The organism is Bordetella genomosp. 13 (assembly GCF_007679965.1).
GTDB lineage: Bacteria > Pseudomonadota > Gammaproteobacteria > Burkholderiales > Burkholderiaceae_B > Bordetella.
The window spans coordinates 1,208,323-1,226,987 of the sequence record NZ_VEHL01000001.1 but is presented as its reverse complement, the minus strand read 5'-3'; the positions used below and the strand labels follow the sequence as shown (position 1 = coordinate 1,226,987).

General features: G+C 67.8%; 17 protein-coding genes, 1 tRNA gene and 1 pseudogene. 7 read left to right on the top strand and 12 right to left on the bottom strand.

The genetic code is table 11. The annotated features are described in order from the left end of the window. Nucleotides 1-52: 52 nt before the first annotated feature. Nucleotides 53-928 (bottom strand): aldo/keto reductase family oxidoreductase, encoded by an 876-nt coding sequence (locus tag FS845_RS05605; RefSeq protein WP_144631097.1) that lies wholly within the window; start codon nucleotides 926-928, stop codon nucleotides 53-55. Between the two features lie 86 nt (nucleotides 929-1,014). Between FS845_RS05605 and FS845_RS05600 the strand changes: the two genes are divergently transcribed. Continuing rightward, nucleotides 1,015-1,653, top strand: a complete 639-nt coding sequence (locus FS845_RS05600) for a TetR/AcrR family transcriptional regulator (RefSeq protein ID WP_144631096.1) — start codon at nucleotides 1,015-1,017, stop codon at nucleotides 1,651-1,653. 223 nt (nucleotides 1,654-1,876) lie between these two features. Here FS845_RS05600 and FS845_RS05595 read toward each other — a convergent pair whose 3' ends face one another. The 9 genes from FS845_RS05595 to hrcA all read right to left on the bottom strand — a co-directional run bounded on the left by FS845_RS05595 (nucleotide 1,877) and on the right by hrcA (nucleotide 10,488). After that, nucleotides 1,877-2,980: an alpha/beta hydrolase family esterase gene (locus FS845_RS05595; RefSeq protein WP_144631095.1), complete on the bottom strand. Its 1,104-nt coding sequence runs from the start codon at nucleotides 2,978-2,980 to the stop codon at nucleotides 1,877-1,879. A 25-nt stretch (nucleotides 2,981-3,005) separates the two neighbouring features. Then, nucleotides 3,006-3,428: a CopG family transcriptional regulator gene (locus FS845_RS05590; protein ID WP_144631094.1), complete on the bottom strand. Its 423-nt coding sequence runs from the start codon at nucleotides 3,426-3,428 to the stop codon at nucleotides 3,006-3,008. A gap of 176 nt (nucleotides 3,429-3,604) precedes the next feature. Then, complete coding sequence (gene dnaJ, locus FS845_RS05585) at nucleotides 3,605-4,735, bottom strand: molecular chaperone DnaJ (protein WP_144631093.1); 1,131 nt, start codon at nucleotides 4,733-4,735, stop codon at nucleotides 3,605-3,607. Between the two features lie 104 nt (nucleotides 4,736-4,839). Then, on the bottom strand, nucleotides 4,840-6,762 hold the full coding sequence (gene dnaK / locus FS845_RS05580; protein ID WP_144631092.1) for a molecular chaperone DnaK: 1,923 nt from the start codon (nucleotides 6,760-6,762) through the stop codon (nucleotides 4,840-4,842). A gap of 108 nt (nucleotides 6,763-6,870) precedes the next feature. Next, entirely contained in the window at nucleotides 6,871-7,260 is a 390-nt protein-coding gene (locus FS845_RS05575) for a thioredoxin family protein (protein ID WP_144631091.1), read from the bottom strand. 17 nt (nucleotides 7,261-7,277) lie between these two features. Continuing rightward, nucleotides 7,278-7,835, bottom strand: coding sequence for a nucleotide exchange factor GrpE (grpE, locus tag FS845_RS05570; RefSeq protein WP_144631090.1), 558 nt, complete (start codon nucleotides 7,833-7,835; stop codon nucleotides 7,278-7,280). Between the two features lie 180 nt (nucleotides 7,836-8,015). Further along, a complete protein-coding gene (locus FS845_RS05565; protein ID WP_144631089.1) occupies nucleotides 8,016-8,261 on the bottom strand; it encodes a hypothetical protein in 246 nt (81 codons plus the stop codon). Nucleotides 8,262-8,325: 64 nt separating this feature from the next. After that, on the bottom strand, nucleotides 8,326-9,423 hold the full coding sequence (gene hemH, locus FS845_RS05560) for a ferrochelatase (RefSeq protein ID WP_144631088.1): 1,098 nt from the start codon (nucleotides 9,421-9,423) through the stop codon (nucleotides 8,326-8,328). Nucleotides 9,424-9,480: 57 nt separating this feature from the next. Then, nucleotides 9,481-10,488, bottom strand: coding sequence for a heat-inducible transcriptional repressor HrcA (hrcA, locus tag FS845_RS05555; RefSeq protein ID WP_144631087.1), 1,008 nt, complete (start codon nucleotides 10,486-10,488; stop codon nucleotides 9,481-9,483). Nucleotides 10,489-10,694: 206 nt separating this feature from the next. Between hrcA and FS845_RS05550 the strand changes: the two genes are divergently transcribed. Continuing rightward, entirely contained in the window at nucleotides 10,695-11,594 is a 900-nt protein-coding gene (locus FS845_RS05550) for an NAD kinase (protein ID WP_144631086.1), read from the top strand. 15 nt (nucleotides 11,595-11,609) lie between these two features. Further along, on the top strand, nucleotides 11,610-13,268 hold the full coding sequence (gene recN / locus FS845_RS05545; protein WP_144631085.1) for a DNA repair protein RecN: 1,659 nt from the start codon (nucleotides 11,610-11,612) through the stop codon (nucleotides 13,266-13,268). An 89-nt stretch (nucleotides 13,269-13,357) separates the two neighbouring features. Here the strand turns inward: recN and fur are convergent, their stop codons facing one another. Then, nucleotides 13,358-13,777, bottom strand: coding sequence for a ferric iron uptake transcriptional regulator (gene fur / locus FS845_RS05540; RefSeq protein WP_144631084.1), 420 nt, complete (start codon nucleotides 13,775-13,777; stop codon nucleotides 13,358-13,360). Between the two features lie 176 nt (nucleotides 13,778-13,953). Between fur and FS845_RS05535 the strand changes: the two are divergent. Both FS845_RS05535 and dapB read left to right on the top strand, forming a co-directional pair. Then, nucleotides 13,954-14,391: pseudogene (locus tag FS845_RS05535) on the top strand (outer membrane protein assembly factor BamE); the annotation flags it as partial. Nucleotides 14,392-14,720: 329 nt separating this feature from the next. Then, on the top strand, nucleotides 14,721-15,515 hold the full coding sequence (gene dapB / locus FS845_RS05530) for a 4-hydroxy-tetrahydrodipicolinate reductase (RefSeq protein WP_144631083.1): 795 nt from the start codon (nucleotides 14,721-14,723) through the stop codon (nucleotides 15,513-15,515). Between the two features lie 97 nt (nucleotides 15,516-15,612). Here dapB and murB read toward each other — a convergent pair whose 3' ends face one another. Beyond that, nucleotides 15,613-16,689 carry a UDP-N-acetylmuramate dehydrogenase gene (gene murB / locus FS845_RS05525; protein WP_144631082.1) on the bottom strand — a complete coding sequence of 359 codons (1,077 nt, stop codon included), beginning with the start codon at nucleotides 16,687-16,689 and terminating at the stop codon, nucleotides 15,613-15,615. A gap of 96 nt (nucleotides 16,690-16,785) precedes the next feature. Between murB and FS845_RS05520 the strand changes: the two genes are divergently transcribed. Continuing rightward, nucleotides 16,786-16,861, top strand: a tRNA-Gly gene (locus FS845_RS05520). Nucleotides 16,862-17,448: 587 nt separating this feature from the next. Beyond that, nucleotides 17,449-18,618: a citrate synthase gene (locus tag FS845_RS05515; RefSeq protein ID WP_186332175.1), complete on the top strand. Its 1,170-nt coding sequence runs from the start codon at nucleotides 17,449-17,451 to the stop codon at nucleotides 18,616-18,618. Nucleotides 18,619-18,665: the final 47 nt, after the last annotated feature.

Genomic DNA, 18,665 nt, shown 5'->3' with positions numbered 1-18,665 from the left:
CACGTCTGAATCCCTTGATTCGAACCGCGACACCACGCGGTCCAATCCTGCGTCAGCGTGCCTGGCTACCGATCGCCTCCAGCGCCTTCACGGCCTCTGGCGATAATCCGATCCCCGCCGCCGCCACGTTCTGCTCCAGGTGCGCCACCGACGACGTCCCCGGAATCAGCAGCACGTTCGGCGAACGCTGCAGCAGCCACGCCAGCGCCACCTGCATCGGCGTGGCGTCCAATTGCGCCGCCACGTCGTTCAGGATGGACGACTGCAGCGGCGAGAAGCCGCCCAGCGGGAAGAACGGCACGTAGGCGATGCCGTCCTTGGCCAGGCTGTCGAGCAGCGCGTCGTCGCCGCGATGCGCCAGGTTGTACATGTTCTGCACGCACACGATCCTGCCCAGGCGCTGCGCCTGTCCGACCTGCGCCGCGGTGGCGTTGCTGATGCCCAGGTGGCGGATCAGGCCCTTGCGCTGCAATTCCAGCAGCGGTGTAAGCAACGGCTCCACGTCGCCTTCCGCCGGTCCCGCCACGTCGAACATCAGCCGCAGGTTGACCACGTCCAGCACGTCGCGGCCCAGGTTGCGCAGGTTGTCGTGCACGGCGGATTCCAGCTCCGCCGGCGACGAGGCGGGATTCCACGACGCATCGGTGCCGCGGCTGGCCCCGACCTTCGTCACGATGACCAGGTCGTCGCGATACGGATGCAGCGCCTCGCGGATGATCTGGTTGGTGACGTGCGGGCCATAGAAGTCGCTGGTGTCGATGTGATTGATGCCGCGGTCGAGGGCGGCGCGCAGCACGGCGACGGCCGCGGCGCGGTCCTTCGGCGGGCCGAACACGTGCGGGCCGGCAAGCTGCATGGCGCCGTAGCCCATGCGCGTCACGGTCAGGTCGCCAAGCTTGTAGGTTCCTGCGAGGGTAGCGTCGGTCATTTCGGGGTCCTTGTGAGAGGCGCCGAGTGCATCCGGCGCGAAGTACGTTCATAATATGAATAATCCTTCAGATTGAAAATTCGCATATGAGCGCCCACCCGGAAACCACGCTGAAGCCCCGCAAACAGCCGCGCCAGGCCCGATCCCAGGCCACCGTGGACGCGATTTTCGACGCCACTATTCAGGTTTTGCTGGCGGGCGGCCTGCAGAAGCTGACGACGATACGCGTGGCGGAACGCGCCGGGGTGTCAGTGGGAACGCTGTACCAGTACTACCCGAACAAGCAGGCGCTGCTGTATGCGGTGCTGGCGCGGCACCTGGACAGGATCCTGGATGCCGTCGAGGCGGCCGCCACGGCCAAGCATGGCAAGCCGCTGGCCGACATGGTCGGCGCCGTGGTGCATGCCTTCGTGCGCGCCAAGACCGACCGCATCGAGGAAGGCCGCGCGCTGTATGCCGTGGCGGGCGAACTGGAAGCGCGCGAGCTGGTGCAGCAGGCGCAGCAACGCAGCCGCACGCTGCTGGGTTCGATGCTGGACACGGCGCCGGACGCGCGGTTCGACGACCTGCCCATGGCGGCCTACATGTTCAGCACAGCCATGACCGGCCCGATCCAGGCCGTGATGGAAGGCACGGCGCCAGCCAGGCTGGTGCGCACGCTGCCGCATCACCTGGAATCGTTGTGCCTGGGGTATTTGCAACGCGAGGCCGCGCCCAGGCCGTGATGCCGCAGCGCCCACGCTGTAGGGCCGTTCGCAAGAAGCGCGCTTCATGCGGACGCCGCGCGGCAGACCCGGCCATCGCGAAACGCCTGCACTCAGTCCAGCATGATCCGCTTCGCCCCGCTCTGAACAGGGCCTGACCGATCGTCTGGCTGGAATCTCACGCCTGATGGGGTAATAAGCGCTTCAACCGATTGGATAGCACGTATGGGCTAGCGTGCGGCCGTCATTCCTGTTTGCCGCCCACTTTCTGTGCGAAGAAGAACCGCAGCATCTCGCCCGTGGCATCGGGCCCCGCCGGATCCGTGTACGTTCCGCTTTTCGATCCCCCGGCCCAGGCATGGCCCGCGCCGCTGATCTCCCAGCGTTCGGCGATGACGTCTCCCGCGGCGTTGCGATACGTGTGCCGGATGCTCTGGCGCTGGCGATTCGTGCCCGCCACGCGGTCCATCTGGACAGGGGCGCCGGAGCCGGCGCTGGCCACCGCCACCGCCAGGGCGTTGCTGGGATGCACGGTGGCATCGCGGTCGCCATGGAACACGATCGTCGGCACCCCGCTGCCGGCCTGCGCGGATCCGGAGATGTTCACGCCCTTCATCGCGGCCAGCGCCGAGGGCAGGTCGGAGGCCACGCCGGGCGCCAGGCCGGAATGCACGCCCGCGGCGGCATACAGGCCGGGATACGCGCCAGCCAGGATGGCGGCCATCGCCCCGCCCGCCGACAGGCCGGCCACGTAGATCCGCCGGGCATCGATGGCGTGGGTCTGCATGATCGAGCGCGTCATGCCCGCCAGGATGGCGGGTTCGCCGCGCTCCGCGCGCTGGTGATTGTGCTTGAACCAGTTCCAGCACTTCTGGGGATTGGCCTCGCGCGACTGGATGGGATACAGCACGTAGAAACCCTGGGCGCGGGCCGCGTCGTTCATGGCGGTGCCGGCGGCGAAATCGTCCGCGTCCTGCGTGCAGCCATGCAGCATGACCACCAGCGGCAAGGGCTGGTCGCCCGCGTTGGGCGGCACGTACAGCTTGTAGTGACGCAGCCCCGCCGAATTGCGGAAGGAACCCGTGGTGAACGTATCGCCGGCCTGGATCGGTTTGCGCAAGGGCACGTCGCCGGACGGGTCGCGCGCCGCCCCCGTACCGGACGCGGCGACGGACGCGGTGATCTCGATTGCCTCGACATCGATGACGTCGGCGTCCTCGCTCGCGCCGCGCGTGGTGCGGCCAACGCCGCGCAGGGCGGCCTGGATCGCGGCCGTGGCGGCGCGCAGGTCCCCCGACTGCGTAAGCTGGGTGGCCTGCTGCATGAGCTGCTGGAAATCAAGGTGCATGTAGATACCTTTACGGCTAGGGGCGTCAGCGGATGCGGTCACGCAAGGCAGCCTTGACGGCGGCGCTGGCGTGCAGGGCGCCCAGTACGGTCAGGGACTCGATGGTGGCCAGCGCCAGTTCGGGCGTGACGTCGGGCGCGATCGTCGCCAACCCCAGCACCCTAATCTGCAACATCTGGCCGCTGGCCTGCACCGCCAGCAAGTCCTCGGCGCGGTAGTGCTGGATTCCCAGGACGAGCGTCTTGCGGCTGACCGCCTGTCGCACCGCGTCGCCGTGCGTGGCGAGCTGGTTGCGGATGGCGGTGCGTATCAGGTCGGTGCGGTTCGCGTAGAACCCTTCCTGGACCAGCAGGTCGATCTGGCCCAGGTCGACGTAGCCCAGGTTGATGGTGACCTTCTCGTCGGCAGGCTTGGAGGCGGATGCGAGGGCGGGAGTGGGAGGCGGCATGACGACATCGTACACCATCCACTTGGATGGTTAGTGGAATATTTTTGTTTGTCGTGCCTGGCACTCAAAGAAAAAGCCCGTCTTGCCGGGGACCTGGCGCGGAGGCATCCTCCATCGCCAGCCAACCGTCAAAACGGGCTTGCCCTGCCGTGCCCTCTCGCGAAGGCCGCAACGGATCAGCTGAAGAACTCCTTCACCCGATCCGTCCAGCTCTTGCTCTGCGGCGAATGCCGGTCGCCGCCGTCGTTCAGCGAGGCCTCGAATTGCCGCAAAATCGACTTCTGCTCGTCGCTCAGGCGCACCGGCGTCTCGACCACCACGTGGCAGTACAGGTCGCCCGGATAGCCCGCGCGCACGCCGCGGATGCCCTTGCCGCGCAGGCGGAAGGTCTTGCCCGACTGGGTGCCTTCGGGGATCTGGATCTCTGCCTTGCCGCCCAGCGTGGGCACCTGCAGGTCGCCGCCCAGCGCCGCCGTGGTGAACGGGATGGTCAGCTCGCAGTGCAGATCGTCGCCGTCGCGCTGGAAGATCTTGTGCTGCTTGAGATGGATCTCGACGTACAGGTCGCCCGCGGGCCCGCCGTTGATGCCCGGCTCGCCGTTGCCGCTGGAGCGGATGCGCATGCCGTCGTCGATACCGGCGGGAATCTTCACCTGCAAGGTCTTGTTCTTGCGGATGCGCCCCACGCCGTCGCAGGCGGGGCACGGATCGGTGATTTCCTTCCCGCTGCCGTGGCAGGTCGGGCAGGTCTGCTGCACGCTGAAGAAGCCTTGTTGCATGCGCACGGCGCCCGCGCCGTTGCAGGTGCGGCAGGTCTTGGGCGTGGTGCCGGCCTTTGCGCCCGAGCCGTGGCAGGTGTCGCAATTTTCCCAGCTGGGCACGCGGATCTCGGTGTCGAAGCCGGCAGCCGCCTGCTCGAGCGTGATTTCCAGCGAATACTTCAGGTCGGCGCCGCGGTACACCTGCGGGCCGCCGCCCCGGCGGCCGCCGGCGGCGCCGCCGAAGATCTCGCCGAAGATGTCGCCGAAGGCGTCCGCGAAGCCGCCGCCCATGCCGCCCGCGCCCATGCCCGCGGCATTGGGGTCCACGCCGGCATGGCCATAGCGGTCGTACGCCGCGCGCTTCTGCTCGTCGCCCAGGATCTCGTAGGCCTCCTTGGCCTCCTTGAACTTCTCCTCGGCTTCCTTGTTATCCGGATTGCGGTCCGGATGGTATTTCATGGCCAGCTTCCGGTAGGCCTTCTTCAGTTCATCGTCCGAGGCGTTCTTGGCGACACCAAGAACGTCGTAATAGTCGCGTTTTGCCATAAGGTTCGGTGGGCTCCGGAAAGAGCGCTGTTCGGGTACGTCTTAAACGAACCCGCCCGGTAGGCGGAAAACCGGCTACCGGGCGGGTGCGTGCGGAGCGCGCCTTACTGGTCGCGCTTGACTTCCTTGAAGTCGGCATCGACGACGTTGTCGTCAGCCGGCTTCGCGTTGTCGGCGGCCTGTTGCGAGGCTGCCTGCTGCGAGGCCTGGGCGTCGGCATACATCTTCTCGCCCAGCTTCTGCGAAGCGGCGGACAGGGCTTCGACCTTGGCGTCGATCTGGGCCTTGTCGCCGTCCTTCAGCACTTCTTCGACTTCCTTGACGGCCGCCTCGATGGCTTCCTTCTCGGACGCTTCCAGCTTGTCGCCGTATTCGGTCAGCGACTTGCGGGTGGCGTGCACCAGCGCGTCGGCCTGGTTGCGCGCCAGGGCCAGCTCGGCGATGCGGTGGTCTTCCTCGGCGTTGGCCTCGGCGTCCTTCACCATGCGCTGGATCTCGTCTTCCGACAGACCCGAATTGGCCTTGATGGTGATCTTGTTTTCCTTGCCCGTGCCCTTGTCCTTGGCCGACACGTGCAGGATGCCGTTGGCGTCGATGTCGAACGTGACCTCGATCTGCGGGACGCCGCGCGGCGCTGGCGGGATGCCTTCCAGGTTGAACTCGCCCAGGCCCTTGTTGCCCGCGGCGATCTCGCGCTCGCCCTGGAACACCTTGATGGTCACGGCCGGCTGGTTGTCGTCGGCGGTGGAGAAGGTCTGCGAGAAGCGGGTCGGGATCGTGGTGTTCTTCTGGATCATCTTGGTCATCACGCCGCCCAGGGTCTCGATGCCCAGGGACAGCGGGGTGACGTCGAGCAGCAGCACGTCCTTGCGGTCGCCCGACAGCACGGAACCCTGGATGGCGGCGCCGGCGGCGACGGCCTCGTCGGGGTTGACGTCCTTGCGCGGCTCCTTGCCGAAGAACTCCTTGACCTTGTCCTGCACCTTGGGCATGCGGGTCATGCCGCCGACCAGGATGACGTCGTCGATGTCGGACACCTTGACGCCGGCATCCTTGATGGCGATGCGGCACGGCTCGATGGTGCGTTCGATCAGCTCTTCGACCAGGGCTTCCAGCTTGGCGCGGGTGACCTTCAGGTTCAGGTGCTTCGGACCCGAGGCATCGGCCGTGATGTACGGCAGGTTGATCTCGGTCTGCTGGCTGGAGGACAGCTCGATCTTGGCCTTTTCGGCCGCTTCCTTCAGGCGCTGCAGGGCCAGCACGTCCTTGGACAGGTCGACGCCTTGCTCTTTCTTGAACTCGCCGATGATGTAGTCGATGATGCGCTGGTCGAAGTCTTCGCCGCCCAGGAAGGTGTCGCCATTGGTGGACAGCACTTCGAATTGCTTCTCGCCATCGACGTCGGCGATCTCGATGATGGACACGTCGAACGTGCCACCGCCCAGGTCATAGACGGCGATCTTGCGGTCGCCCTTCTCGGTCTTGTCCAGGCCGAACGCCAGCGCGGCTGCGGTGGGCTCGTTGATGATGCGCTTGACTTCCAGGCCCGCGATGCGGCCGGCGTCCTTGGTGGCCTGCCGCTGGCTGTCGTTGAAGTACGCCGGCACCGTGATGACGGCCTCGGTCACTTCCTCGCCCAGGTAGTCCTCGGCGGTCTTCTTCATCTTGCGCAGCACTTCGGCCGACACCTGCGGAGGCGCCATCTTCTTGCCGCGCACTTCGACCCAGGCGTCGCCGTTGTCAGCCTTGGTGATGGTGTAGGGCATCAGGTTGATGTCCTTCTGCACCGCCTTTTCTTCGAACTTGCGGCCGATCAGGCGCTTGACGGCGTACAGCGTATTGCGCGGATTGGTGACGGCCTGGCGCTTGGCGGGCGCGCCCACCAGGGTCTCATCGTCCATGTAGGCGATGATGGACGGCGTCGTGCGGGCGCCTTCGGCGTTTTCGATGATCTTGACCTGACCGCCGTCCAGAACAGCCACGCAGCTGTTGGTCGTGCCCAGGTCGATGCCAATGATTTTGCTCATGGTAGGTTGCCTTGAATGAAATTCTGGAATGCGAAGAGTTGGTAAAAACCCGTCGAAAAACTCGGTCCCAGCCTAACTGGGGTCGGCCGCAGGGTTTTCAAGAGGAAATCACCCGCCTGCCGCTGCCGCCTGCTGCCGCCGGATGGCGTCCGTGAACTGCGGCAGGCCCGGCCAGCCGGTGATGCGGCCCAGCCGCTTGCCCGCGCGGTACAGCACGAAGGTCGGCACGCCATGCAGCCCGAAACGGCGGCCCAGCGGCTCGTCGGCGTACACGTCGGCCTCGAACCAGGTCAGCCCGAGGGCCAGCAACGCCTCTTGATGAAGCAATGCCGTCTGCTTGAACAGATTGCAATTGTAACAATCCTGTCCCCACAGGAAAACGCAACGCAGGTCGTCCCCGGGCGCTTGGGCGACGGCGGCGTCGAAGTCGTCATTGCCGACGTGGCGCATGCCGAACAGCGCGAAGACCTGCGCGGGATCGAAGGGTGCGTTGGCCATGATGGGACCGGGAGGGCTCAGCCGCCGGCGGCGACCACGACCAGCGCGGGGCGCAGCGTGCGATCGGCGATGGCGTAGCCCTTCTGCAGCAGCTGCACCACGGTATTGGCGGGCTGCTCGGCGGGCACGGACGAGATGGCCTGGTGCTGGTGCGGGTCGAACTTGTCGCCCTGGGCCGGCGCGATGTCCTTGAGCATGTTGCGCTCGAACGCGGAGGACAGCTGCTTCAGGGTCACTTCGACGCCTTCGCGCAGGTTCTCGACGGTCTGTTCGGGCTGGGCCAGCGCGGCCTCCAGGCTGTCCTTGACGGGCACCAGGCTTTCGGCAAACGACTCGATGCCGAACTTGCGGGCCTTGGACACATCTTCCTGGGCGCGGCGGCGCACATTCTCGCTCTCGGCCATGGCGCGCAGGGTCTGGTCCTGCGCCGCCTTCTGCGCGGCCTGGGCGGCGTCCAGTTCGGCGCGCAACGCGGCGATCTCGGCCTGCAAGGCCTCGACGCTGTCCAGCGCCGGGGCGGCAGCGTCGGCCGCTTGCTCAGGGGTGGAATCGACAGGCTCTTGGGGTGCCGTCATGGGGTCCTCCGGAAAGTGTTTCGTTGGGGTCGCCCAGCACGATGGGGACGAATGCCCCTGTTTCAAGTCCGGTCTTGAAAGAAAAATCGGGGTCGGGTGGCGTTTTCCCGGCCGGCGCGGGCTCGTTGCGCCGTGCGGGCCCGAACAGGCGCCGCCCGCGCGGCGGCGCCTGTGGACAACTTATTTCTTGCCGGGCTGGGCCGGCGCGACGGGATCGCTGGCCGGGAAGGTGTCTTCCAGCGCCTCGTCGACCCGCTGGTCGTGGCCCGTCTTGCGGTTTTCGGCATCCTTGCCGGCGTCGATCGAAATCGGATCGCTGGCGGGAAAGGTATCTTCCAGCGCGTCGTCCAGCTCGCGTTCGACGGGGTCTTTCTCGGCGGTGCCGGAACGGGGCTTCGAGTCGGTCTTCTTGGGATGGGTGGTCATGAGCACGCTCCTTGGTGATCCTGCCTACCCCGCAGCAAGCCGCGTGCCGGAGGGGGCCGCCGCTTCAGTGCCCGGCGGGCGTGACGGGCCACCCCTGCAGGTGATTGTCCACGATGTCCGTCAGCGCGGCCGTCCAGGCGGGACTGTCGTTCAGGGCCGGAATGTAGCGGAACTGCTTGCCGCCCGCCTCGAGAAACGCATGCCGGCACTCCTGGTTGATTTCCTCCAGGGTTTCCAGGCAGTCGGCCACGAATCCAGGGCAGACCACGTCCACCGAGGCGATGCCGCGCCGCGCCATTTCCGCAAGCGTGGGCTCGGTATAGGGCTCGAGCCAGCGGGCCGAGCCGAAGCGGCTCTGGAACGTGACCTCCATCTGCCCGGGCTCCAGGCCCAGGCGTTCGCGCAGCAGTTGCGCCGTCTGCATGCAGTCGCGGTAGTACGGATCGCCCAATTCGATGGAATAGCGCGGCAGGCCGTGGAAGCTGAGCAGCAGCAGATCCGGCCGGCCATTGGCCTGCCAGTGCGACCCGATGCGCTCGGCCAGCGCGCCGATGTAGCCCGGATCGGTATGGAACCGCTTGATGAAGCGCAGCGCCGGCTGGTCGCGCAGCCGCGCGGCATGCGCGCTGACGGCGTCGACCGCGGTGGCGGTGGTGCTGGCGGCGTACTGCGGATACAGGGGCACGGCGAGGATGTGCTCGCAGCCTCGCCGGCGCAGCGCCGTCATGGCGTCGGGCACCGACGGATTGCCGTAGCGCATGGCCAGCTCGACCTCGACGTCGCGGCCGCGCGCGCGCAGCGACCGCGCCAGCCCCTCGGCCTGCTGGCGGCTGTAGACCATCAGCGGCGAACCGCCGTCCATCCAGATGCCGCGATAGCGCGGCTCCAGCCTCTTGGGCCGCATCGTCAGCACCAGGCAGTGCAGGATGGGCTTCCAGAGATAGCGCGGGATTTCAATGACGCGCGGATCCGACAGGAACTCGCGCAGGTACTTGCGGATGTCGCCCCGGGACGGGGTGTCGGGCGTGCCAAGGTTGACCAGCAGCACGCCGACGCGGCCTGGTCCGGCAAGGGGAGGATTCTCATCGAACGGGTCGTCCTGGGCCGGGGTCTCGGGCAGGAAGCGCTCGGGCCACAGATACTTGAACAAGCGTAGGAACACACACACCCCCTGTCGGCTTGCCCGCGAAGCAAGCCGGTTCTGTCGTGTTGGATGGATTTACGAGTGGTTCTGGCTCAGCGCGTTGGACAGCAGCCGCGCCGTGATGTCGACGATGGGAATGACCCGTTCGTAGGCCATGCGGGTGGGACCGATGACCCCCAGCGTGCCCACCACCTTGCCGTCGACCCCGTACGGCGCGGTGATCACCGAGACTTCTTCGAAAGGCACCAGCTGCGAATCGCCGCCGATGTAGATCTGCACGCCCTGCGCGCGGCTGGATACGTCCAGCAGTTGCAGCAGGTCGGTCTTCTTCTCGAACAGGGAGAACATCTTGCGCAGCCGGTCCATGTCGGACGCGATGTCGGTCACGTCCAGCAGTTTGCGCTCGCCCGAGATGACCACGGCGTCGCCGTCGTCGGCGGCTTCGGCGCTGGCCTCGACGGCCGCCTGCATCAGCTTGGAGATGTCTTCGCGCAGCTGGGCCAGCTCGGTGGACAGGGTGCGGCGCACCGCGTCGAATGACTTGCCCGAGAAATGCACGTTGAAGAAATTGCCGGCCTCGGTCAGGTCGGAGTCGGAGTAGTCGCGCTGGGCGGCCAGGATGCGGTTCTGCACGTCGCCGTCGGGGGTGACTATGATCAGCAGCACCCGGCGCTCGGACAGGCGGATGAATTCGATCTGGCGGAAGACCTGCGAGCGCTTGGGCGTGAGCACCACGCCGGCGAACTGCGTGAGGTTGGACAGCAGCGCGGCCGCGGCGTTGACGGCGCGGGCAGGCTCGGACATGGGCAGCAGTTCGCCCACGTTGGGCCGGTGCATCTCGTACGCCCGCACGGCCAGCAGCGAGTCGACGAACATGCGGTAGCCGCGCGGCGTGGGGATGCGCCCGGCCGAGGTGTGGGGGCTGTGGATCAGGCCCTGGTCTTCGAGGTCGGCCATGACGTTGCGGATGGTGGCCGGAGACAGGTCGAAGACCTTCGACAGCGTGCGCGAACCGACAGGCTGCCCGTCGGCGATATAGCGTTCTATCAACGCCTTCAGCAGTGCACGTGCGCGTTCATCCATCCTTCTATTTTAGGGAATCTTTTGGAAATAAGGAGAAATTTGCCCGAGGACGTCCATCGGAAGGCGTGAAGCCCCGGCCGGCGGGCCGCGCCCGGCCCATGGCCCGGCGACGGGATGAGGCGCTTTTCTCCTGCTTGCGCCACGGACCGCCCCCTATAATCGTCAGACGTGCTCGCCTTCACCCATACCTACACAAGACTGCCACCATGCATTTTCCCACCGTCGCCCTGATCGGCAGGCACCAGGACAGCGGCCTGGACGGTCCGCTGCGCGCGCTGGCCGAGGCCATGACGCAGGCCGGCCGCAAGGTGCTCGTCGAGGCGGACACCGCCCGCAACACTCAGGTGCGCGAATACCCGGTCGCCGACCTGCAGGAGATCGGCCGCAGCGCATCGCTGGCGGTGGTCATGGGCGGCGACGGCACGGTGCTGGGCGCCGCACGCCACCTGGCGCCCTACGGCGTGCCGCTGATCGGCATCAACCACGGCCGCCTGGGCTTCATCACCGACATCCCGGTGCAGGACGCGCACACCGCGCTGAACCGGGTGCTCGAGGGCAACTACACCATCGAAGACCGCATGATGCTGCAGGGCAGCGTCTGGCGCGGCGACCAGCAGATGTTCGCGGCCTCGGCCCTGAACGACGTGGTGCTGAACCGCGCCGGCCGCGGCGGCATGATCGAGGTGCGCGTCGAACTGGACGACGCCTTCATGTATGCCCAGCGCGCCGACGGCCTGATCGTGGCCACGCCCACGGGGTCCACCGCGTACTCGCTGTCGGCCAACGGCCCGCTGCTGCACCCGGGCCTGAACGCCATGGTGCTGGTGCCGGTGGCGCCGCAGACCCTGTCCAACCGCGCCATCGTCATTCCGGATTCGGGCGTGCTCAGCATGACCCTGGTGGCCATGGGCCGCGTCGAGATCGGCGCCAGCGTGCATTTCGACATGCAGACCTGGTCCGACCTGCAGCCCGGCGACCGCATCACCGTGCAGCGCGCCCCGCACACCGTGCGCTTCGTGCATCCCGAGGGCTACAGCTTCTTCTCCACCCTGCGCCGCAAGCTGCATTGGAATCTGATGCCGCAGGCCACCGACAACGTTGAATAGCCACACGCGCCCGCCATGTTGCGCACCCTGCATATCCGAGACTTCGTCATCGTCGAAGAGACCGAGATCCACTTCGGTCCCGGCTTCACCGTGTTCTCCGGCGAGACCGGCGCCGGCAAATCCATCCTGATCGACGCCCTGGCCCTGGCGCTGGGCGAGCGCGGCGACGCCAGCATGCTGCGCGAAGGCGCGGCGCGCGCCGACATCACCGCCGTGTTCGACACGCCCAGCCACCTGAAAGAGTGGCTGACCGAGCGCGACCTGGACGCCGAGGGGCCGGAACTGGCCCTGCGCCGCGTCATCGACGCGCAGGGCCGCAGCCGCGCCTATCTCAACGGCACGCCCGTCACCGTGACGCTGCTGCGCGACCTGGGCGAACACCTGGTCGACATCCACGGCCAGCACGCCCACCAGAGCCTGATGCGGCCCGACGCCCAGCGCGACCTGCTGGACGCCCACGGCGGCCACGTCGAACTGCGCCACAAGGTGGCCCAGGCCTGGAAGCACTGGCGCGGCGTGCAGCGCCAGCTGGACGCCGCCCTGCAAGATGCCGACAAGCTTGCGGCCGACCGCGAACGCGTGCAATGGCAGGCGGACGAACTCGACGCGCTATCCCTGGGCGGCGACGAATGGGATAGCCTGCAGGGCGAGCACACCCGCCTGGCGCACGCGCAGTCGCTGCTGGACGACGCGGGCCAGGTGCTCGAGGCGCTGGACGGCGAGGACGATTCGGCGCGGCATCGCGTCGGCGTGGCGCTGCAGCGCGCGCAGCAGATGATGCGCCACGATCCCGCGCTGAAGGGCCTGTGCGAGGAGCTCGAATCGGCCGAGATCGCCATCGGCGAGGCGGTGTCCGACCTGAACAACTACATCACGCGGGTCGAACTGGACCCGCAGCGCCTGGCCGACGTCGAGACGCGCATGGGCGCCGTGTTCGAGACGGCCCGCAAGTTCAAGACCACGCCCGAGGAGCTGCCGGCGCTGCGCGACACGCTGCATGCGCAGTTGGCCGAGATGCAGGCCGCGGGCGACGTCGAGGCGCTGCGCGCCCAGGCGAACGCCGCGCAGGCGGCCTACGCCGCCGCCGCCGCCAAGCTGAGCACCGCGCGCCAGAAGGTGGCCAAGGACCTGGGCAAGGAAGTCAGCCAGGCCATGCAGACGCTGGCCATGCAGGGCGGCACGTTCGTGGCCGCCCTGATGGAATCCGCGCCGTCGGCGCAGGGCAGCGAAACCGTCGAGTTCCGCGTGGCCGGCCATGCCGGCACCACGCCGCGATCGCTGGCCAAGGTGGCCTCGGGCGGCGAACTGTCGCGCATTTCGCTGGCCCTGTCGGTCATCGCCAGCCGCGCCGCGCGCGTGCCCACGTTGATCTTCGACGAAGTGGACAGCGGGGTCGGCGGTGCGGTCGCGGAAGTGGTGGGCAAGCTGCTGCGCGAGCTGGGCGAACGCCACCAGGTGCTGTGCGTGACCCACCTGCCCCAGGTGGCGGCGTGCGGCAACACGCAGTACCGCGTCAGCAAGAGCGAATCGCGCGGCACCACGCGGTCGCAGATCACCGAACTGGACACCGACGCGCGCGTCGAGGAACTGGCGCGCATGCTGGGCGGCATCACCATCACCGACACCACGCGCAACCACGCGCGCGAGATGCTGGGCGTGTCCGAGGCGGCGTAGGCGCCCGGGCCGTTTGCAGATGCAAAAAGGCCGGCCCATCGGGCCGGCCCTTGCCGAACGCGCCGGCGGGCTACGCCGGCATGGTCATGTCAGCGCGATTTCTGGCAATTGCCGCAGATGCCGTACAGCACCATCGCGTGGCTTTCCAGCGCGAAGCCGTTGTCCTTGGCGATCTTGTGCTGGCGCTTTTCGATCTCGTTATCCGAGAACTCGACCACGGTGCCGCAGTTGGTGCAGATGAGGTGGTCGTGGTGGTCGCCGTCGTTCAGCTCGAACACCGCCTTGCCCGTGTCGAACTGGCTGCGGCTGAGGATGCCGGCCTGTTCGAACTGGGTCAGCACGCGGTACACGGTGGCCAGGCCGATCTCGACGTTCTCGGCGATGAGGGCGCGATAGACGTCTTCGGCGCTGAGGTGGCGTTCGCCCGACTTGCGGAAGATGTCGAGGATCTTCAGGCGCGGGAAAGTCGCCTTCAGGCCCATGTTTTTCAGGTCGCTTTGGTCGGTCATTTTGGTCGCTCTCCGTCGGCGTAAGCCAGGGCCCCAGGGCGCGGAAACCCGCCGGCTTCGCTACGGGTCTTTGCACCCTGCCGGCCATCTCGTCGCCGCTGCACGGAACTATCTTCTTGAAACCTTTATGATAACGGTTTTGTTCGTTTCTCAATAATGGCGGGGCGCAAGTGTCCATGATTGCACGTAATCCCATCCGGTCCGTCCGGACTCTCAAGACGGGCCTGGCTGCGCTGGGCATCGTGGCCTTGCTGGCCGGATGCTCCTCGGGCAGCAAGTGGGGCTTCCCGTACAAGATCGACGTCCAGCAGGGCAACTGGATCACGCAGGAGCAGATCGCCCTGCTGCAGCCCGGCATGTCGCGCGAGCAGGTCCGCTTCGCGCTGGGCAGCCCCATGCTGACCAGCGTGCTGCACTCCGACCGCTGGGACTACCCGTACTACTACAAGCCGGGCTACGGCGACGCGCGCGAACGCAAGTTCACCGTGTGGTTCGAGAACGACCGCCTGGCCCGCTGGAGCGGCGACGAACAGCCCACGCTGCAGCCCTACCAGCTGGACGAAGACGGCAAGCCGATCGAGCAGGCCCGCCCCGTGCCGGCCGACCAGGCCAAGGCCCAGCCGGCCCCGGTGGCCGCCGAGCCGAGTGCGGCCCAGCCGGCTACGCCCCCCGCCCAGCCCGCGGCGCCCGTCGCGCCGGATGCCAAGGCCGATGCCGCGAAGGCGGAAGCCGACCGCGCCGCCGAAGCGCAGCGCAGCAAGGCCGGCCAGACGCCCGACTCCGACCAGGCCCGCAAGCGCGACGAGGCCAGCCGCCAGGTCACCCCCAACGTGGTGATCCAGCCGCCGTCCAGCCCGTCGCCCTATTCCCCCGGCCTGCCCGGCAGCGACGCGCAGCCGCTGCGCTGATGCCCGCCATGCCCAGCCAAATCCAAGGAAATTCCATGCGTATCGCCATCGCGGGCGCCAGTGGCCGCATGGGCCACATGCTGATCGAGGCCGTTCTCGATTCCTCCGACCTGCAGCTGGCCGTGGCGCTGGATCGCGCCGGCTCGCCCTCGCTGGGCCAGGACGCCGGCGCCTTCCTGGGCCGCACCACCGGCGTGGCCATCACCGACCAGCTCGACGCGCTGGCCGGCGCCGATTGCCTGATCGACTTCACGCGCCCCGAGGGCACGCTGGAGCACCTGAAGGCCTGCGTGCGGCACGGCACCAAGCTGATCATCGGCACCACCGGCTTCGACGACAGCGGCCGCGCCGCCATCGAGGTCGCGGCGCAGAAGATCGCCATCGTCTTCGCGCCCAACATGAGCGTGGGCGTGAACGCCACGTTCAAGCTGCTGGAAATCGCGGCCAAGATCCTGAACTCGGGCTACGACGTCGAGGTGTTCGAGGCCCACCACCGCAACAAGGTCGACGCGCCCTCGGGCACGGCGCTGCGCATGGGCGAAACCGTGGCGAAGGCATGGGACGTGGCCCTGCCCGACGTGGCCGAATGGGCCCGCCATGGCGAGACCGGCGCCCGCAAGCCCGGCTCCATCGGCTTCTCGGTGGTGCGCGGCGGCGACATCGTCGGCGACCACACCGTCATGTTCTGCGGCACGGGCGAGCGCATCGAGATCACGCACCGCTCCACCACCCGCGCCAACTACGCCGAGGGCTCGCTGCGCGCCGCGCGCTTCCTCGAATCGAAGCAGGCCGGCATCTACGACATGCAGGCGGTGCTGGGACTGGATTGACGTTCTTCAGTCAGCCTGTCTGCCGACAAGGGCGGTCCGCGATGCGCGGCCGCCCTTTTTCATTGCTTGCGCGGCTGGGCCCGGCGCGCGAGCAGGCTTACGCCACCAGCACCGGCTCGCGCTCCAGCCGCACGCCGTAGCGTTCTTCCACGTCGCGCTGGATGGCCGAGGCCAGGTCCAGGATGTCGTCCGCCTTGGCGCCGCCGCGATTGACCAGCACCAGGGCCTGGCGGTCGTGCACGCCGGCCGCGCCCTGCGTCCTGCCCTTCCAGCCGCATTGGTCGATCAGCCAGCCCGCCGCCAGCTTGTAGCGGCCGTCGGGCTGGGCGTACGACACCAGCGAGGGAAAGCGCGCCAGCAGGTCGTCGCGCTGCGCGGCGGCCACGATCGGATTCTTGAAGAAGCTGCCCGCGTTGCCGATGACGGCAGGGTCGGGCAGCTTGGCGCGCCGGATGCGGCACACGGCGTCGAACACGTCCCGGGCGGTGGGATACGCGGCGACGTCGCTGGGACGGCGCGGTCCCGGATTGAGGAGGGGGTCGCGGCCCAGGTCGGGATAGTCCAGCACGGGCTGCCACGGCCGGGGCAGCGCGAAGCGCACCGACACGATCACCCAGGTGCCGGGCTCGGCATGCTTGAAGACGCTGTCGCGATAGGCGTAGCGGCAATCCTTCGCAGTCATGCGCACCAGGCGGCGATCACGCAGGTTCCAGGCCAGCAGGCTGTCGAAGCGCTGGTCCAGCTCGACGCCGTAGGCGCCGATGTTCTGCACGGGCGCCGCGCCGACGGTGCCGGGAATCAGCGCCAGGTTCTCCAGGCCGTCCCAGCCCTGCTCGATGCAGTGCGCGACGAAGCCATGCCAGTTCTCGCCGCCGGCGGCCTCGACGATCCGGGCGTCGGGGCGTTCCTCCACGAGTTCGATCCCCTTGAACGCCACGCGCGCCACCAGGCCGGCCACGCGCGTGGGCAGCACCACGTTGCTGCCTCCGCCCAGGATGAGCAGCGAAGGATGCTGGATGGCCAGGTCGGACAGGGCCGTCAGCTGCGCCGTGTCGTCCAGGATGATGCAGGCAGGCGCGTGCGAGGCCAGGCCAAGGGTATTGGCGGTGGTGAGGTCGCAGGGGGAAGGCGTCAGGGATGCGCCGGAGACGGCGGGGTCGGCGGACTGGGGCATGACGGACGGGTGCGGCGTGGGAACCTGGGCGATGATACTTGAACGAGCGAGCCGCCTGCACGGCGATCCGATTTGTGTATATAATTCGCGGCTTCCGCGGGAGTAGCTCAGTTGGTAGAGCGCAACCTTGCCAAGGTTGAGGTCGCGAGTTCGAGACTCGTCTCCCGCTCCAGAATTTCTGGTCCACGGCATCCAGGCTTGTCCGCACGAGCCGCCGCCAGACCGCGACAGCAAGGGGCGACATCGAGAGATGCGCCCCTTCGTCATTTCCGGCCCGGCTGGCGCGGGCCGGACGCCGGTGGAAGCGCTGCATCGCGCTGAAGAGGGCCGCGACGCAGCAGCATTTCGCCAAAGCGCTGCAGCGCGTGATCGGGCAAGGCGCTGTAGCCGATCACCACCGCGCAGGCGATCGACGTTTCGGCAGAAGGCCGACGTCGGCTCCAGCCCGACGCCCAGGACGCGCGCGTCGGCGATCAGCGTTGCCGCATCCCGGCCTTCGGGCAGCCACCACACCAGAAGAAAGCCCGCGTGCTGGCCGCCGACGCGCAGGGCTCGTCGCCCGCGGCCCGTTGCAGCAGGCGCATCGACGCGTCGCGCCGGCGCGCATAGACCGGCCAACACCATGATCTGGTCCGGATTCGAATGCGACGGCGGCATTCAATCCTTGATTACCATGGCAATATTGATCTTTTAAATCAATATATAAAAGTCTGAATCTTGACTGGATCGACTGGAACGAGCTTGGTTTCCTGGATTTCGATGGCCGAGGCGTGCAGCCTGCTGGCCGTGCGGCCGCAGACGATCTACGCCTACGTCAGCCGCGGCAAGCTCGAGGTGATGACCGACCCGGCCGACACGCGCCGCAGCCTGTATCGCGCCGAGGACGTGGCCAACCTGGCCAAGCGCAAACAGGCGGGGCGCAAGCACGAGACGCTGGCCGCCAATACCCTGTTCGGTTCGGAACCCAGCATCCCCACCGCGCTGTCCACCTTCATGCGCCAGCGCCTGTACTACCGTGGCCAGGACGCGCTGGCGCTGGCGCGCACGGCCACCGTCGAGTCGGTGGCCCAGCTGCTGTGGAACAGCGAACAGGCGGTGGATTTCTCGTCGGCGGCGCGCGGCGGCAAGGGCCGCGCCGCCCCGGGCGAGGCGCCGGGACGCGTGGCGGCCTTCACCCTGCTGGGTGGGCTGGCGGCCACCGGGCACTCCACGCGCGGCCGCACCACGCGCGTGCTGCACAACGAGTGCCAGAACCTGGTGGGCCAGCTGGCCGAGGCCTTCGGTGCCAAGCCCGGCAATGCGCCGCTGCACCTGCGCTTCGCGCAGGGCTGGAAACAGCCGGCGCGCGTGGCGGAGCATCTGCGCACCGCCATGGTGATGCTGATGGATCACGAGCTGACCAGCTCGGCATTCGCCGCGCGCATCGCGGCCTCTAACGCCGCGTCTCTGCCGGCCTGCCTGCTGACAGGACTGACCACCCTGGCCGCACCCCTGCATGGCGATGCGTCGGGCCGCGTGCAGGCCTTGTTCAGCGAGGTGGAGCGCGTCGGCGAAGATCAGGTCATCGCCCACTACCTGTCGTCGGGCCTGCCGCTGGCAGGCTTCGGCCATCACCTGTATCCAGACGGCGATCCGCGTGCCACGGCCCTGCTGGGCCTGTTCGAACCGCCCCAGGTGATCGCGCGCTTCATCCGCAAGGTCACCGAGCTGACCGGCCTGCAGCCGAACATCGACGCCGCGCTGGCGGCCATGGTGGCGCACCATCGGCTGCCCGCCGACGCAGCCTTCTGCCTGTTTGCCACGGCGCGCAGCGTGGGACTGCTGGCGCACAGCCTGGAACAACTGAGCGAAAGCCAGGTGATCCGGCCGCGCGGGCGCTACGTGGGCGTGATGCCCGACGCCGCGCCCGACGCACGGCCGCCAGGCTGACCGGAACAGCGGCCAGCGCGCTACCGAGCCGCCGCCGGCCCGGCCAC